This window comes from Corynebacterium striatum ATCC 6940 (genome assembly GCF_000159135.1).
Classification (GTDB): Bacteria; Actinomycetota; Actinomycetes; order Mycobacteriales; family Mycobacteriaceae; genus Corynebacterium; species Corynebacterium striatum.
The window spans coordinates 70604-87821 of the sequence record NZ_GG667521.1 but is presented as its reverse complement, the minus strand read 5'-3'; the positions used below and the strand labels follow the sequence as shown (position 1 = coordinate 87821).

Annotated in this window: 10 protein-coding genes; 3 read left to right on the top strand and 7 right to left on the bottom strand. The window is 59.0% G+C overall.

The annotated features are described in order from the left end of the window. From HMPREF0308_RS05470 to HMPREF0308_RS05460, 3 genes are read left to right on the top strand one after another with little or no spacing between them, the layout of a single operon-like run. Positions 1–2298, top strand: coding sequence for an MMPL family transporter (locus tag HMPREF0308_RS05470; RefSeq protein WP_005529508.1), 2298 nt, complete (start codon positions 1–3; stop codon positions 2296–2298). Further along, a complete protein-coding gene (locus tag HMPREF0308_RS05465) occupies positions 2295–3305 on the top strand; it encodes a lysylphosphatidylglycerol synthase transmembrane domain-containing protein (protein WP_005529507.1) in 1011 nt (336 codons plus the stop codon). The genes HMPREF0308_RS05470 and HMPREF0308_RS05465 overlap by 4 nt, the downstream gene beginning before the upstream one ends. Continuing rightward, complete coding sequence (locus HMPREF0308_RS05460) at positions 3306–3653, top strand: DUF3054 domain-containing protein (protein ID WP_005529505.1); 348 nt, start codon at positions 3306–3308, stop codon at positions 3651–3653. Here the strand turns inward: HMPREF0308_RS05460 and HMPREF0308_RS05455 are convergent. The 7 genes from HMPREF0308_RS05455 to HMPREF0308_RS05435 all read right to left on the bottom strand — a co-directional run bounded on the left by HMPREF0308_RS05455 (position 3650) and on the right by HMPREF0308_RS05435 (position 17041). Continuing rightward, entirely contained in the window at positions 3650–4708 is a 1059-nt protein-coding gene (locus tag HMPREF0308_RS05455) for an ATP-grasp domain-containing protein (protein WP_005529503.1), read from the bottom strand. The two genes, HMPREF0308_RS05460 and HMPREF0308_RS05455, sit on opposite strands and share 4 nt — an antisense overlap. 61 nt (positions 4709–4769) lie before the next feature. Further along, positions 4770–7124, bottom strand: a complete 2355-nt coding sequence (locus HMPREF0308_RS12985) for an ATP-grasp domain-containing protein (protein ID WP_049146804.1) — start codon at positions 7122–7124, stop codon at positions 4770–4772. 64 nt (positions 7125–7188) lie between these two features. Next, positions 7189–8379, bottom strand: coding sequence for an MFS transporter (locus HMPREF0308_RS05445; protein WP_005529499.1), 1191 nt, complete (start codon positions 8377–8379; stop codon positions 7189–7191). After that, on the bottom strand, positions 8369–9823 hold the full coding sequence (locus HMPREF0308_RS13620) for a hypothetical protein (RefSeq protein WP_005529497.1): 1455 nt from the start codon (positions 9821–9823) through the stop codon (positions 8369–8371). Before HMPREF0308_RS13620 ends, HMPREF0308_RS05445 begins: the two co-directional genes overlap by 11 nt. 91 nt (positions 9824–9914) lie before the next feature. After that, positions 9915–10223, bottom strand: a complete 309-nt coding sequence (locus HMPREF0308_RS14445) for a DUF362 domain-containing protein (protein WP_080548614.1) — start codon at positions 10221–10223, stop codon at positions 9915–9917. 510 nt (positions 10224–10733) lie between these two features. Next, complete coding sequence (locus HMPREF0308_RS05440; protein WP_005529495.1) at positions 10734–12281, bottom strand: acyl-CoA carboxylase subunit beta; 1548 nt, start codon at positions 12279–12281, stop codon at positions 10734–10736. Then, positions 12281–17041 (bottom strand): type I polyketide synthase, encoded by a 4761-nt coding sequence (locus HMPREF0308_RS05435; RefSeq protein ID WP_005529493.1) that lies wholly within the window; start codon positions 17039–17041, stop codon positions 12281–12283. The genes HMPREF0308_RS05440 and HMPREF0308_RS05435 overlap by 1 nt, the downstream gene beginning before the upstream one ends. Between the last annotated feature and the right edge of the window lie 177 nt (positions 17042–17218).

The window sequence follows — 17218 nt, the reverse complement described above, 5'->3', positions numbered from 1 at the left end:
ATGTTCTATGCTTGGGGCCGTTTTTCCTACGCCCACCGCAAGGTCGTCCCACTCGTCATCGTGGGACTTATCCTGCTGCTCTTCTTCGGCTTCGGCACCCGCCTAGGCGAGCGCATGAGCCAGGAGGGCTGGGAGGACCCGGGTGCGGCGTCGACAAGCGCGGCGAAAATCGAGCAAGAAACGTTCGGCCGTGACAATTCGGGCGACGTCGTCTTGCTCTTTGCTGATCCCGACAAGAACTTCGACGCCGCCAAGGCGCACCTCGCCGAGCTCAAGGCCAACCACCCGCAGGAAATCGAGAGCATCACCAGCTACTTCGATACCAAGAACCCCAACCTGGTCAACCGCGACCACACCACGGCGTTTGCCGCCATCAGCCTCAAGGGCGACGGCGAGCAGACCCTCAAAGACTTCCGCGCCATCGAGGACGACCTCACTGCCACCGACGTCCCCCTCGAAGTAGGCGGCGCCACCGCCGTGGCGGACGCCCTCGACGAAGGCATGGCCAACGACATCTCCCGCGCCGAAAAGGCCGCCCTGCCCCTCGTGGGCTTGCTGCTGCTCTTCGTCTTCGGCTCTGTCGTGGCGGCGTTTATGCCGCTTGTCGTCGGCGGCCTGTCCATCCTCGGTTCCCTGGGCATCCTGTCCGTCCTCGCCGGCTTCCAGCAGGTCAACGTCTTTGCGCAGGCCGTCGTCACGCTCCTCGGCTTGGGATTGGCCATCGACTACGGCCTGTTCATGGTCTCCCGTTTCCGTGAGGAGCTCGACAAAGGCCGCGATGTCCGCGAGGCCGTGGCTACCACCACCGCCACCGCGGGCCAGACCGTGGTCTTCTCCGCGGGTATGGTCGCCGTGGCTCTGTCTGGGTTGTTCCTCTTCCCGCAGGCGTTCCTAAAGTCCGTGGCCTACGGCTCCATCTCTGCGGTCGGCCTCGCGGCGCTGCTTTCGGTGACCGTGCTGCCTTCACTGTTTGGCCTGCTGGGCAAGAACATCGACAAGTTCTCCGTGCGCAAGACCTCTCGCCGCGCGCGCCGCATCGAGGACACCTTCTGGTACAAGCTGCCACGCTGGGCCATGCGCCACGCGAAGCTGATGACCGTAGGCATCTGCGCCCTGCTCATCGCGCTCACACTGCCGGTCCTCGGCGTGAAGTTCGGCGGCATCAACGAGACCTACCTGCCGCCCACGCACGAGACCCGCATGGCGCAGGACAAGTTCAACGAGGAGTTCCCCTCCTTCCGCACGGAGCCAGTCAAGCTCGTGGTGACGAATGCGACGAACGCGCAGCTTGTCGACGTCGTCATGCAAGTGCGGCAGCTCGACGGCCTCACCAAGCCCATGGGCCCGACCACGCCGACTAAGGACGGCACCACCGTCCTGGCCGCAGGTATCGAGGACCGCGACGATTACGCCCGCATAGTGCACGAGCTGGAGCAGATTGAGGCGCCGGAGGGCGTTGAGCTCTACGTCGGTGGCACGCCGGCGATGGAGGTGGAGTCTTTGGACGCGCTCTTCCACAAGCTGCCCTGGATGGCGCTGTACGTGGTGGTGGCGACGTTCCTGCTGATGTCGCTGGTATTCGGCTCGTTTATCTTGCCGCTTAAGGCCATCTTGATGACGCTGCTTTCCCTCGGCGCCACGTTGGGCATCCTCACGCTCATGTTTGTCGACGGCTTCGGTTCCGGCGCCCTCAACTTCACCGCAGGTCCGCTCATGAGCCCAATTCTGGTGCTGATTATCGCCATCGTCTTCGGCCTCTCGACGGACTACGAGGTCTTCCTGGTCTCGCGCATGGTCGAGGCCCGGCGCGCGGGGCAGTCCACGGATCATGCCATCGCCAGCGGTACCGCACACACCGGCGGCATCATCACTGCGGCGGCGCTCATCATGATTGTGGTGGCGGGTGCCTTCGGCTTCTCCGACATCGTGATGATGAAGTACATCGCGTTCGGCATGATTTTCGCCTTGGCTTTCGACGCCACCATCGTCCGCATGCTCCTCGTCCCCGCCGTCATGCACCTGCTGCGCGAGGACAACTGGTGGGCCCCGCGCTTCCTCACCCGCCTGACCCACCGCCTGGGCGGCGACTCCCCCGAGCCCGTCGCTGCGCAGCATCCTGCTGTGGCTGCAGCCCCGGCCCCAGCACCCGCGGCCAGCCAGGTACTCGCGGAGGAGGGGGCGTCGGCAAGCACGGCGAACGAAGCCGCCGTACGCGGGGACCGCAGTGCCGATACTGACGAGGAGCTCATCCCCTTCTCCGAGCTGGTCAAGCGCCTCAATTCCACGGATGGTCGATGAAGAAGAACTGGCTGACCTGGATAATCTCCCTGCTGATTCTGGCCGCGCTGGCGTGGTTCTTCCGCGACCAGCTGGACTTCATCTCCGAGGGATTGCGCCGTCTGCGCCACGCCAAACCTTTCCCCGTGGTGCTGGTGGTGTTCTTCGCGCTGCTGTCCATCGCGGGCATGGCGGAAGTGATGAAGCGACTCATCGGCGCCGGCGGCGTCAAGGTCCCATTGCGTGAAACCTACGCCATTACTCTGGCCTCCAACGCGTGGTCCACTACCCTGCCCGCCGGCCCCGCCTTTTCCGCAGTGCTCACTTTTCAGGTGCAGCGCCGCTGGGGCGCGTCGGTGGCGCTGTGCAGCTACTTCCTGTTCTTGTCCTCGATTGTTAGCTCGATGTTCCTCGCGCTCATTGGGCTCGGCGGGGTGTTTTTCCTCAATGCCGATATGGCCTTGGGATCGCTTATCACCACGGTTGTCCTCATGCTCGCGGCACTCGGCGGCATCTTCTGGCTGACCTCGCACCCGGTGACCCTTGAGCGCTGGCTGCGCAAGCTACGGCCCGGCCCGAAACGGGACCGCGCGATTCAGGAGGTCCGCAACCTCGGCGAGGTCCACCTTTCACGCGGCCCCTTTGCTGTGGTTGCTGGTGCGTCTCTGGTGCACCGCCTGGCCGATATGGCCGCGCTATGGGCTTCCGTGTGGGCGGTAACCGGGGAGATTCCGTGGCTGCGCGCGGGTGCTGATGACACCACCCTGGCCGGCGTTGCACTGGCCTTCCTCGCCGCGAAGCTGGCTGGCTCCGCGCAGGTCACCCCGGGTGGTCTGGGCACGGTGGAGGCCGCGCTCATCACCCCTCTGGTGGCGACAGGCCTGACCGTGGTGCACGCCACCTCCGCGGCCATCATCTACCGGCTTATTTCTTTTGCGCTCATCACTATCATTGGATGGGTCATCTACTTCGCTCACTACGCCCGCGATGGCTTTTCTTACGCGGCGTTGAACCGGAAGGAATCCTAAATGCGCGTTGCCCCGCTTATCGACATCCTCGCTCTCGCCTTCTTCGCTATCCTCGCCCGCCTGGCGCATGGTGGCCTGAGCTTTAGCTCCTGGGTTGATGCCTTCTGGCCGTGGACCGTGGGCGCGCTCGTGGGCTGGGTCATCATCATGGCCACGAAGCTAAGCGGCCTGTGGAAGGAGGGCGCCGTGGTGTGGCTGAGCGCCGTCATCGGCGGCATGGCTTTGTGGATGCTGGTCAACGGGCGTCTGCCGCACTGGTCCTTCCTCATCGTGGCCACCGTGATGTCCGCGCTATTCTTCTTTGGCTGGCGCGCCATCGCGGCCTTTGCGTCCCGCTCGCGTGCCTAATTGCTCACGGTAATCCGCAACTTACCCATTGCGCGATCCAGAATATCTTCCGGATCTTCTCCACCGCAGGCATGCGCTACGAGGCAACCAAGTCGCTCTGTTGAAGAACTCGCAGTCTCCACCCTTACACCAGGTTCCGCTGTGCAATAGCCAGCAAGAATTCCTGGCTCCGATAGCGCTTCTTCGACCCCACTAACGGCTGTGATAGTTCCGGGAGGGACTTGGATATAGCGAACAGCGCTACTGTGACCATCGCGCCGTTGAGGAAAGACAAATCCATCGTTAAGAGCGTTTTTTCTACCGTGCTGGCGCAAAGCATCTGCAATGAGAGGATCAAAAATGTTTGCACCATGTACAGAACTGACAAGTAGGTGAATGAAGTCGCCGCCTGGGCGCACATGCCCTTCACCTAGAACCACCCCCTGGCCGTCCACCCACCAGCCCTCGACATGAAAGAGCCCCGCGTTCAGTCCCCATGTGTTTAGGGCAGAAATGACAGATGCGGCTATCTCTTCTTCATGATCGGAGAGAAGGACGCTAGGGTAACGGTGGCCGATTTCCACCACGCCCTCAAGCCTCTTATCGGTGATACCGACTACGACAGGTTCGGAGGCGTAGAAGTATCCCTCCGCTGAAAACTCAGTGCCTTGGACGAATGTTTCGACGAAGCCGTCCGACAGTGTTCGGAGCGCCTCCCTCGCACTCTCGAGATCAGTGTGAACACTCACTCCAGCACTACCTGATCCGCTGCGAGGCTTCACGACCCAAGGACCTGGTATATCTCGCGGTTCCTCTGCCGTCGCCGGTTGTTCGAAACCAGCATCGCGCAAGCATTGACGAGCCTCATCCTTCCGCTTCAATCTAGCTACGTCCTCTGGAGCGTTACCAGAATCGTCGAGAAGAGCGGTCTGATATGTGTAGTCTTCGCGGAAGCATACGTAGCCTTCACAGTCACTGTATCCAGTTGATTCCTTCCGAGCGAGCGCCTCGTCGAGGTTCTTCCCGTCTAATTCGATGAGCTCTACGCCTTGGCGAGCAGCGGCATCTCGAAGCATGCCTAGCTGATGATGACCGTGCGGCATCCGAGGGAATGCGCCGACCAAGCCTATTCGTTGCTTATTCAACGACGACCTCCACTTCCCGAAGTCTCGATTCAAAAGCTTCAATCTCTCTCCGAGACGCCGCGACTACTACAACTTCCGCAAGGATTGAACTCAATGTGTCGGCAGGGGGTTGCGTAATCACATCGCCGACATGCACGTGTTGTTGGGATTCTACGACGATAGGAGCAGTAGGAAGCTGACCCATAGATTTAAGTACTCCCTCTTTATCAGTATGTAGCTTGAATGTTGCCGCCACATAGCCATCACGGGGCACTGCAAATGAAGGTCTTTGCCCCGTTGCAATGCGTACCAAATCACGAGCGAAGGATACACCGGTTACCTGCGGTACCAAGTGGGAGGCAATGTAGTCTCCACCTGGTCGAGCAGCAATCTCGACCAACTTAACTGTTGATGTTCTAGCATCAAAGAAGAATTCCATATGGAACGCACAATTATTGATTCCGAGGGCTTTGATTGTCGCTTGTAGAAGCGGCTTCACCGCATCCTGAATGCCCTCTACGGCCGATGGAAAAACCTGCCCAATTTCCAATCGAAACTTAGCTGTAGTCGTTTTATCTGTCACGCCTATGAGATGAACGTCCCCCTCGTACACATATCCCTCAGCGCTGTGTTCACTTCCGGTCAGTAACTCCTCCACTACCATCGGTCCGCCCCATCGGGACACCGCAGCCGAGACTTCGTCCGCCGTATGGCACAGGGAAAACCCTCGAGATCCAGAAGCATCCACTGGCTTAACCACACACGGGACCGTGATTCCTGCACCCTCCATTACCGATTGTGCATTATCCCCCGGCTCAATAAACGAAAAGGAAGGAACCATATGCGGTGCGATACTTTGCACGGCCTTTCGCATCTCAAATTTGTTCCGTGCCTTCAGAGCAGCGGCCTGCGATGGTGCAGGAAGGCCGAGTTTATCGGCAAGCAAGGACACCGTCTCTACATCACGGTCGCTGAAAGTGACAACTCCACGGATGTCGTAGCGGGATGACAATTCATCCACTGTTGCAGTGACAGCATCTTGGTCATTGGTATCGAGCTGCACTGTCTCTACGATGCCGGCAGGTCGAACTTCCTTGTCAGTGAGAAGCACCGCACCATCAGATGCTTCGAACGCTGGTGTCCATTCCGCTGCAGTCCTCCGGTGGTTGAGATAGAGAACTACATCGTTGGCCATCTTGAAACGAACCTGCGATGCGCGGCGAACTGCGTCCGCATGCGTATCAGCTTCCACGAAACCTACTCTGTCCCACGAACATGCTAGTTCGGAGACCCAGGTATTCGGTTCAACTGTGATAACGCCATGTCCCGTTGGATCTTCAATGCTCCGTACCAAACCCCGCGGCGCATGAATGAAGCGAATAGCTGCTGAAGAACTAGGTTGTTGTGGCACTGAAACCGTATATTGGCACATAGCACGTGCCCACTGCTCATAGAGATTTACTCCCCACGCCCGACCAATGAGAAGCATGATTCGGTCGCCTGGTGGGCGGCCTGCGCATTCGATGGGTGTGGTGCCCTTGAATTCGGCATGCAGTAGAGCGGTCTGCACCCCCAATTTCGACACCAAGTCCCGCATGGCCTCCTCCACCCCAGGATTGTGCTGTCCTACTTCGTGTCCTAATTCCACGGCACCGCTAGTCTCTTTGCTCGTAATGTTCAGAAACACCACATCACCATCGACTACGAGGCATTCGGCCGACGTCTCATCTCCCTCTATCAAGCTCTCGCAAATGTAGCGAGTATCCCATGGTCGGCCCGCTTCCTGGCGAGGTTCGCGTGCGGTCGACGTATGAGTCCACGCCGACGAAATTTCTTCTGATGAACGAATGATTGAGACACCAAGTGAGGCTTGACGGTTCGCTGGCTTAATCACACAGGGAGGCTCGAAGATGTCGCTTTCGCTCTTAACCTCAGTCCATTGAACTCCGCCCACACAGCGGCGGAACGCAATTTTATCTCGTAAGGGAGCATCTTCCCCTGCATGCGGCAGGCCGACGGCGCGAGCTGCAGCATTGGCAGCACCTACGGCATACTCCAAGCCCGGCACGATGCCATCGATATGCGTATCCTTTAAAAGCTCACGGATGCATTCAACAGCTGCATCAGAGTTGTTCTGATACTCGCACCACTCCCACCGCGAAAGAACAGATCGAATTCGAGGATCAGCAGATCGCTTTTCGAGTCCCTTCTTTTCATACAGTGAACGCTCCTCCACCACGATGACGCAGAATTCTGTGTCTGCCTCGGCAAGAGCGCAAAGTGCCTCGTGATTATAGCCAAACATCACTAGCGTCAGCGTTCGAGGAGAACTGCCGGAACCATCTGCAAAGCGTTCGTTCAATTTCATATTCATCGCCTTTTTCATTGATCTGTTTGTTGGTTTGTCAGTTTCAGTGTCAATAGCCGCGCTCTCAATGCTTAGCCGAGGATGGACCCTTGTCGCATTGTTTAGCGTCATGTTCTCCACTCATTAAGCGCACAACAAAGCAGCAGACAATAAGCACGGCAGCAGACAACGCGATCCATTGAGGAGCAACGATGACACCAAGCCCAAGACCGATTCCTTCCCCAGTGGCAACCACTAACTGTCGCGCCTGAACCGCTTCTAAAGAACCCGTCATTGGTAACGAAAGAAGCGCTGCATCCACTAGCGGAATAAAAAGAGTCTCCGCGAAAGAAAAAATGATGATCCCAAGAAATGGATTAATTTTCACCGCGACCAGGGCAATTACAAAAACTAAAGGAGAAACCAGCACCAACGTCTGATTCGATAGTCCGCTATCTCGTGCTTTCTTAATCAATCGCGTACCCAGAGGCTGAAGCAGTACCACCGAAAGGGCATTTACCGCAAATACCGCTCCTCGGATGACCGGCGACGTGTAATGCGCACTGACTGCTACCGCTATGGAAGAAAAGAGCTGACTATAAAGCATGTACCCAACCACCACGCCGAGAACAACCCAACGCACAGGTGCCTTGCCTAGGGGCTGAATTACCCTACGAGCAAAGGAACCCCGGACGTCAGCTTTCCGAGGTCTTAGCTTGTATGACAACGTCAACGCCGGTACAACTGCAGCGGCCAAGTAGCACGCAGCGGTATAAAAAAAGATCACATTCGACGCCGATGAGAACAAGACATTGCCGATGACTGGCCCGACCGCTGCCGAGACGTTCACCGCAATATTGATCGATCCAAAAATCTCTAACTTAGTCGTCTCAGATGCTTCAGATTCAACAAGGTAGTGCCGAATACTCGATCCATTCATGTTTATTCCTGCTCCAGCCAAGAGCAAGGCAACGACGAGTATCGCCACATTAGGCTGCAATCCGATAATAAAGAAAGAAACTGACGCGGCAACTAGACCAATCTGCATGGCCGCAGCGAAGGGGAGCAACCGTAGGAGTCTCCCCATCACCAAGGTTGATGCTCTTACCGAAATGCCAAAGGCAGCCATCGCACAACCAGCGATGAACGGAGAAACCTTATCGGGAAGCCAGAGCGCCAGAATCGGCATCACAGCGAAGTAGCCGAGATGCGACAGAAAATAGTCAAACACAAAACTATATCGAGCCAGCCGCGTCACACGTGCGTCAACAACCATTTGCTATCCGATCGCCCAAGGATTCAGGAAAACGACAACTTTCAGCCGAAAACTCAGTCACAGATGATTGTTCCAACAGTGCACTGAGGTATTCCCCCATTCGGCGCGAAGCCGTGACACAATTCATGAGGTCCTCATCGGTATAGCGCTCTCCGGATTGTCGCATTGCTCTAATATCACCGAAACCAAGAAGCTGTTCTCCTCCATGGCTCAGAGAATAGGGGGCTCGAATCGCATGCCTTACGGAGTATCGAATGTGTCCAGTATGGTGAAAGTCCAGGTTAGACGAAATATCTGGCAGAGTAGCTGGGTGATACCTCATTGGACACATTTCCGCCGGCGAAGTGTTTCCCCAAGGCTGAAGATGCCACGAGTTGTATCGCATTCGAGACGAAATTGCGTGTAGCTCGTCCTCAGTATGCCGATCCCCGCCTAGTACCCAACAGTAATGTGAGTACATGTCAAAGCGGGAAAGCTCTTCAATCGTCCCCTCATCAAGAGCCTTCCTTAGCGCCCCGATCTCCCGAAATCCCCTGGTCATAACAACGTCGCTTCGCGTCTGAAACTTTATCTGTTCAATAGTTTCAGAGGCCAGCTCGACAAAACCTGCGAGCGTGTACTCTCGGTCCTCGCAGAGCTTCGAGGGGTTCGTGTCTCCCTCGGCAGAGTTAGTAATGTCCACTTCCGATACAATCTTGCGACGGGTAACGCCCTCGATCCGTCGACACTTCTCATTTTCTAAACCTTGCGGAAGCCGACGCTTCGTTACACTCCCAAGATCTTGACCGTTGAGAGTTTCGAGCGAATTCGGACCGCCAGCTTTCAAGAGCTCACAGGCCCAGAAAAAATACAGGACTCGTGCAGTAACCGGGCCTAGGACCTCCTCTTCAGTAAAGTCTAAAACATGAGCTGAGCAGTCTTGCTGGCTCGGCAGAGACCTAGGCTCCCTGAAATTCTGAACAGCTTCGCCATTCCAATAGCAACAAACCGGAGGAATTTCCCGGAGCGCTTGATTCACACTTCGAACCCTTCGGGCGAGCTCTCCTCGTTGATGATATTCCTTGATCACAAGCGATACGCGACGACTAATGGAAATCGAACTGCTCTGACAGCTCTCTAATTCACGTTCAACCGCTTGGGACAGGTCAGGGCAAAATACAGTTCGATAACCGATTTCATCCTCACGGAGGCAATCTACCTTCTCCTCAGTTGGGAAAACCTCTAGCTTGATCTTTCCATGCACTAGAAGGGAGATTCGTAGCGCGACCTGATCGTCTTTTTCACCACAAGGGTTCCAATCAGAATCGCGAAGCAATCGTCGTAAGACTTTCTCACGCGGGGAAAGACTGATCAACGCCTCACTTCCGGTCAAACGTCCATCAAACGAAAGCAATTTGTCTATCCAGCGAGAAACCTCGATTCCTTCCCCTACTTGACGTTCCATTGCAGACCAGAGTGAATGAAACTTCGACTCAACGTCCAAACAGTTCGGCTCTGATGCGCCGGCTTGCACGCCTTTTCGGCTTGGAAGCCGGCTAAAATTCGTTTTCACGTTGCTCTACCTTTTTCCAAAGCTCTTCAGGGGTACCGTTGCGCTGACCCTCCAAATCTTCATATATGCAATCCATCGGGCAAGCTTTCACACACTGCGGACAACCTGAGCAGAGTTCGGGGATTATCACAGGTCCATGATCAAGAACCACGATTGCCGCAAAAGCAACTGGGCAACGTCTAACACATTCTTGACAATTTATACATTCGCCCCCCGCAATAAAACGCGGAAGGCGTTTCCAGCGCGGATCAGGTTTTCGCTGCTGAATACGAGCTGTCAAGTCTAACGCCATGAGGCATTCTCCCCATCCCTCTAACAACACCTTTGATAGTGATGTACCTTACATCTCGTCTTAGCTAGTGTCCATCATTACACGCGATTTGTTTTATTTATCTTGAACGAAACCATGGATTGAGCTTCTTCGACGGACAGAATAACGCCCGGCAAACTCCGATCCGCCCCGAGTTCGCCTAGCATAAGTCTAGTGCCGTCGTGTACACCAGAAACCACCAACCGAGCGTAAAACGAAGCACCCCTCTACACGGCCAGAAGAGGCCCGTGCAGAGGGGTGCGCGCGAACGCTACTTCGAGCTCAGGGACGAACCAGAGATGGTCACGCCGACGCGGTTGAGCAGCATGATAACGAGGTTGATAACGTCGCCGCTGAGGTCAAGAATGCTGGACAGCATTTTTCCTACTCCTTATTTCCGAGGATGTTTTCACTTAAAGATATCGTGCAGCCCACCGCTCGGCGTTACACACCTGCTTGACGGCGCCGCTTCAACAGCCCATAGCTAGGGACTTACATCGGGGAGATGGTGTGCTTCTTCGGCAGGTCATGCTGCGTCTTGCCAGCGAGCTGACGCAGCGCCTGACGCAGCGCCAAGCGCGACTGATTCGGCTCCACCATCGCATCCAAGTAGCCACTCTCGGCAGCCACGTACGGCGCGGTCATGGTCTCGTCGTAGAAGTCCATGAACATCTTCTTGGTCATCGCACGCTGCTCGGGCGTCTCCGCGGCGTCGAGCTGCTTGCCCGCAATCATCACCACAGCCGCCGCCGAACCCATCACGGCAATCTGCGCCGTGGGCCACGCCAGGTTGATGTCACCGGTCAGGTTCTTCGAACCCATCACCGCGTACGCACCGCCATAAGCCTTGCGCACAATCAGCGACACCTTCGGCACAGTCGCCTCCACCACAGCAAACGCGAACTTCGCACCGCGGTGAATCAGACCAGCCTTTTCCTGCTCCACGCCCGGCAGGTAGCCCGGCGTATCGACCACGAACACCAGCGGGATGTTGTAAGCATCGCAAATACGAATAAAGCGGGCGCCCTTATCCGCAGCATCGGCGTCAATACAGCCCGCCAAGTGCATCGGATTATTCGCCACAAAGCCCACGGCCTTGCCGTCGATACGGCCGAAGGCGGTAATCATGTTGGGGGCGTAGTTCTCTTGGATCTCGATGAGCTCGTCGTCGTCACCAAGCTGCGCCAAAAGCTCCAACATGTCGTAACCCGCGTTGGTGTCATCCGGCATGAACTCGTTGAGTTCGGTGTCCTCGGCCACCTCGCCGTCGGAAGGCGCATCGAACTCAGGTGCCGGGTCAAAGCAGGTCAACGGCAGGTGATCCAGCAGGTCCCGCACGAGATCGAACGCGTCCTCCTCCGACGGAACCACCGCGCTCACGTTACCGTTGAGCTCCTGCTGGCGCGCCGAACCAAGGTCGTGGGACGTGATTTCCTCGCCCGTCACCTCTTTGATGACGTTCGGGCCAGTCACGTACATCTCTGCCTCGCCGTCGACAGCGATGACGAAGTCAGTTGTCACCGGCGCATACACCGCGCCACCTGCAGACTTACCCATCATGATGGAAATCTGCGGGCTGCGACCACTAAGCGGCAGCTGGCGGCGGGCAATCTCTGAATACATCGCCAGGGAGGTCACGGCGTCTTGAATACGGGCGCCGCCGGAATCCTGGATACCGATAACCGGGCAGCCAATCTTGATGGCCATGTCCATGATCTCGGTGACCTTCTTGCCGAAGATAACGCCCACCGAACCGCCATAGACCGTCTTGTCATGCGCGTAAATGCACACGGGGCGGCCATTGACGCGGCCGTAACCGGTCACAACGCCATCAGAGTAAATCGCGTCTGGGTCACCCGGGGTCTTGGCCAGCAAGCCAGTCTCCACGAAGGAACCCTCGTCCAGCAGCGCGTTGATGCGCTGGCGCGGGGTTGAGCGGCCAGCGTCGTCGCGGCGCTTGCGGGAGCGCTCGCTGCCTGGGTCCTGCGCGCGCTCAAGGCGCTGGCGCAGGTCGTCCAGTTTATGAGCAGTGGTAGTCACTACCGAATCTTCTCCTCGATCCAATCGTTCATGTGCTTGCCCACGATACCGATGGCCGGCTCATCAGGGACCGCAAGATGATCACCCTGCAGTTGCACAATTTCCAGATCTTTAACGATAACTCCCCAGCCGCCATCGGGATCAATCTCCGCATAACGCGGCTCGAGCTCGATGGCGCCATCGTGCATGCGCTCGGAGCGGAACAACAAGACCGGGACGTCGACCTCGGCCCAGCGGCGCATGTCGAGCTTGCCCAGAATCTGATTGTCCACGAAGGAAGCACGCTGGTGCTCCAGCACGCCCGCTGCCAGTCCGTGCTCGGAGGCGTCGGTGGTGGAGAGGAACTCGGCGAGCATCGTCATCAGGGCATCCTCGCCCATGGTCTCGAGCATCTCGTAAGGCGGCTCGAAGTCCAGGCCGTAGGTCTTCTTCGCAAACGCTGCGTAGCGACCCCAGCGGGCTTTGGTCTCTTCGAGGGTGTCTGGTGCTGGGTCGGAAGGCTGGGTGGTATCCAGAAGCGCAATGAACGCCACGTCCACGCTCTCCTCGCCGCGGGCCTTGCGCTGGGCGAGCTGATAAGCCACCTCATACGCCAGGGCGCCACCGAAGGACCAGCCGCCGAGCACGATCTTACGGCCACGCGCATGCTTGACGACGTCCTCGATATAAGCCTCCGCACGCTCCTCCAGGGAGCCCTCGAGTCTCTCGACGCCGTATACCGCCACGTCTTCCGGCAGGCGGCGGGTCAGCGGCTGGTAGACCACGGTGGTGCCGCCGGCTGGGTGGAACATGAACACGGCGGGGCCGTCGGCTTCGCGCAGCACGCGGATGTTGCCCTCGACCTCGGTTTCGAGGCCCTCGCGGACGAGGTCGGCAAGTGGTTCGAGAGTATCGAACTCGAGGACCTGCTGGGCGCTGACCTCAATCCCGGCGCGCTCGGTGAGACGCTCAGCAATGCCTTTGGCCGTCGCCTCGTCGATCTCCGGCAGCGGCGACGTCACGCCCGCTGCGGCCTTGCCGGTGAAGGTGGCCCAGGTGCCGAATACCATGCGCTCCGAGGCATCACGCGGGGCTACGCCCACGCCTTCAGCCTCGCCGCCTGAAGACTCCGCAGACTCTGCGGCAGCAGGGGCAGCTGGCGCGTCAGCCGCTGCGTCGACAGAAGGCTCCGGCAGCTCGGTAGAGCCGCCGGCGACGGCCTCCTCGACCATGGTGATGACGTCGGCGAGGGAGGCGTCGCGAAGCGCCTGCACCTGCATCGGCGGAATCTGGAAGTCGTTCTCCACGCGGTTTTTGATGCGCATACCCATCAGGGAATCCAGGCCCAAGTCGATGAGCGGCAGCTCGCGCGGCAGGTCAGAGACGTCGTAGCCCATGGACTCCGAGACAATGAGCGAGAGGCGCTGCTCCACGGTCTCCGTCGCTGGGTCCCAGCGCACGGCCTCGATGTCGTTGGCCTCAGTGAACGCAGCCGGAGCCTCAACCGGAACCGGAATCTCTGCCACGCCCGGGATACCGGAATCGCCCAAGCTCAGCGCCGATGCAAACCCCTCCGCGATAAGCTGCGTCGACGGACCATTCACGAAGTACACCGCAATGGACAGTCCACCCAGCGACTTTGTAACCACCGTGGACACCTCGCCCTGCGGCGGCAGGTCCCCGTGCTCCTCCGAAGCCACAATCTGCGCACCCGGGCTCACTGCCTCCGCAGCGGCCTCCAAGATGGCCAGAGCAGACGGCGCTTGGTCAGCATTCGTGGAGAACGCCACCTTGCCCTCCGGCAGATTCACGCGTGCGCCCGGCAGGCCAGAAATACCCGAAGACGGGCGAGCGTTGGTCCAGAAGCGCTGGCGCTTGAACTGGGTGTGAGGGGCGTCGACAAGCGCGCCCGATCCAAAGACCGCACTGTAATCAACCGGCGCACCTGCCACGTACAGCTTGGCCAGCAGATCCAGCAAAGACTCCGTGGGGTCGACCTTGCGCTTCAAGCTAAACAGCAACTGCGCATCGGACTTGCCCACCGCAAAAGCCGTGGACATCAGGCCCATTAGCGCAATCGGGTTCGGGGAGATCTCCACAATCTGCGTGTGACCGGAGGCAAACGCCGCTTCCGTGGCGTCCTGCAGCAGCACCGGCTGGCGAGTCATGCGGATCCAGTAGTCCTCGTTATGGACCACCGCGCCTGGGCGGTAGATCTCGCCGCGATCAACAGAGCTGTAGAGCGTCGTGTGCAGCGGGCGCGGCTCGATGCCAGCGATATCTGCATAGAGCTCACCCAGGATCGGCTCCACCGCTGAGGTATGTCCTGCGCCCTTCACGTTGAGTGCACGGGCGAACTTGCCCTCTGCGTCGAGCTTTTCCACCAGCGCAAGGACCTCAGGGCGCGGGCCGCCCACTGTGGTCATGCCGGGGCCCGTATAGACGGCGGGCTCGATGTTGCCGTCGAGTGCCTCGATCTCCTCGGCGGTCAGCTCCACTACGGCCATAGCGCCCTGCTGCTCCTCGGTCAGGGAGGATTCGCCCTCGCCCATCAGGCGGGAACGGTGTGCGGCGATGAGCATGGCGTCTTCAGCCGACAGACCACCCGAAGCGTAAGCTGCACCGATTTCGCCCATCGACATGCCGATAACTCCCGCCGGGCGCACGCCGAAGGAAGCCAGTAGGTCCGTCAGCGCAATCTGGATGGCGGTAATCGCGACCTGGGCGGTCTCAGTGTCGTAGGTCTGAGCGTCGTCAGCAACGATGTCCAGGATGGACCAGCCAGACTCGAACTGCACGATGCGGTCGAGTTCCTCCAGGCGATCCTTGAACGCAGGAGAAATCTCCAGCACGTCCTTGATCATCTTGCGGTGCTGCGAGCCAAAGCCGGAGTACATGAACACAGGGCCCGGCACGGACGGCGAGTCCGCGGAGGCGATGCCCATGGAGACCTTACCGTCGGCTACTTGGCGCAAGCGCTTGACGACGTCCTCCTCGTTCGTCCCCGTCACCACCGCACGGGAGCGTCCGTGGTTGCGGCGCGCAAGTGTACGCGCAAGGGAGAGGAGGTCAGGGTGTTCCTGCTCGATGAAGTCGGCGAGCTGGCCAGCCGCGGCGGCGCGGCGGGAAGGCAGCAGGCCGGAGATCGGGAGGGAGACTGGGGCATCGTCGCCCACGCTTACCTGTGGGGCGGTCTCTGCTGGCAGGCCGCGGTAATCGGTCATGACCACGTGCGCATTGGTACCACCGAATCCGAAGCCGGAGATGCCCGCGACCTTCTGGCCGGAGTATTCAGGCCACTCGCGTGGGTCCTCGACGACCTCAAGGTGCTCGTTGTCGAAGTCGATGTAGCGGTTCGGCGCGGAGAAGTTAATGCTCGGCGGGATGACGCCGTGGCGCATAGCCTCGATGACCTTGATCATGCCCACGACGCCCGCTGCGGACTCGGAGTGGCCGATGTTGGACTTTGCGGAGCCCAGCAGCATCGGGGCAGCCATGGTGCGGCCAGAACCCAGCACGCGGCCAAGGGCGGTGGCCTCGATTGGGTCGCCGAGGATGGTGCCGGTGCCGTGGGCCTCGACGTAGTCGACGAGCTGCGGGTCAACGCCTGCGTCAGCGTAGGCGCGCTCGAGGACGTCGACCTGCGCGTCTGGGTTCGGGGCGGTCAGGCCGTTGGAGTGGCCGTCAGAGTTGACCGCGGTGCCCTTGATGACGGCGAGGATGTTGTCGCCGTCGCGTTCGGCGTCGGCAAGGCGCTTGAGCACGAGGACGCCCGCTGCATCAGAACGCACGATGCCGTCAGCGTCGTCCGAAAAGGCGTGGATAGCACTGGTCGGCGAGATAACCCCCAGCTCGCTAAAGCCGGTCGAGGCGTGCGGTGCAGCCAAGATGTTGACGCCGCCGGCGAGAGCGACGTCGGAAGCGCCGGCGCGCAGGTCGTTGACGGCCTGGCTCACGGCCACCAGCGAGGAGGAGCACGCGGTATCGACGTTGATGGACGGGCCGCGCAGGTCCAGGGCATAAGAAATACGGTTGGCCACCACCGCAGAAGAGGTGCCGGTCATGGCATAAGGGTGCGCCTCTGCTGGGTCAGCGACGATGAGCATGCCGTAGTCGTTGTTGGTGGAGCCCATGTAGACGCCAGTGGAGGTGCCGCGCAGCTGGTTGGCAGGCAGGCCTGCGTCCTCGAGTGCTTCCCATGCCAGCTCGAGGAGGATGCGCTGCTGCGGGTCCATGTTGGCAGCCTCTAGCGGAGACAAACCGAAAAACTCAGCATCAAAGCCCGCGATGTCTTCGATGTAGCCGCCGTCGGTGTTTTGGGTCGCGATCTTGTCCGCCACCACCGGATCCGAGGCATACTCTGACCAGCGGCCCATCGGCAGCGGGCCGGTTCCCGAACGGCCCTCCACCAGCATGTTCCAAAACTCTTTAATATTCTCGGCGCCCGGAAAGCGTCCAGCCTCACCGATGACTGCGATGTCGCCACCGATGATGCCGGTGCTGCGGGGAGTGGCGGAGCTGGAGGCGTCGCTAAGCGCAGCTGCCCCACCACCGTTGACTAGACGATCCGCCAGCAATGCAATGGTGGGGTACTCGTAAGCGACAGTAGGCTCGAGCTTCATACCCAGCAAGTTTTCCAGTTCACCGGAAAGTACAACTGCATCGCGGGAGGACAGGCCGAAGTTTTCTAAAGGCTTGGTATCCGTGATCTCGTCTGTGGACAAGCCGGTCGTTTGCGCGACCCAGTTGCGCAGCCAGCCCCTTAGTTCTTCAACAGTCATCTAATTTAGCTTTCTTTAATTGGGAAGTTTTTGCGCAGCACAAATCGGCGCATGCAATATATATCGGTTCATTGTCTCATTTTGTTAACTTCCGTCACGTTTACAACTCACCTGCGCTAGGCAGCTGCCCAAGAGACACAAAAGTCCCCCTTCTCCCACCGAGCTTGCGCACGCGGG

What these genes read in the sequence shown, in the direction of transcription:
- HMPREF0308_RS14445 (WP_080548614.1), bottom strand. Translation starts at nt 10,223, where the DNA reads ATGGCGTTAGACTTGACAGCTCGTATTCAGCAGCGAAAACCTGATCCG.
- HMPREF0308_RS05445 (WP_005529499.1), bottom strand. Translation starts at nt 8,379, where the DNA reads ATGGTTGTTGACGCACGTGTGACGCGGCTGGCTCGATATAGTTTTGTG.
- HMPREF0308_RS12985 (WP_049146804.1), bottom strand. Translation starts at nt 7,124, where the DNA reads ATGAAATTGAACGAACGCTTTGCAGATGGTTCCGGCAGTTCTCCTCGA.
- HMPREF0308_RS05460 (WP_005529505.1), top strand. Translation starts at nt 3,306, where the DNA reads ATGCGCGTTGCCCCGCTTATCGACATCCTCGCTCTCGCCTTCTTCGCT.
- HMPREF0308_RS05455 (WP_005529503.1), bottom strand. Translation starts at nt 4,708, where the DNA reads ATGCTTCGAGATGCCGCTGCTCGCCAAGGCGTAGAGCTCATCGAATTA.
- HMPREF0308_RS05465 (WP_005529507.1), top strand. Translation starts at nt 2,295, where the DNA reads ATGAAGAAGAACTGGCTGACCTGGATAATCTCCCTGCTGATTCTGGCC.
- HMPREF0308_RS05470 (WP_005529508.1), top strand. Translation starts at nt 1, where the DNA reads ATGTTCTATGCTTGGGGCCGTTTTTCCTACGCCCACCGCAAGGTCGTC.
- HMPREF0308_RS05435 (WP_005529493.1), bottom strand. Translation starts at nt 17,041, where the DNA reads ATGACTGTTGAAGAACTAAGGGGCTGGCTGCGCAACTGGGTCGCGCAA.
- HMPREF0308_RS13620 (WP_005529497.1), bottom strand. Translation starts at nt 9,823, where the DNA reads ATGGAACGTCAAGTAGGGGAAGGAATCGAGGTTTCTCGCTGGATAGAC.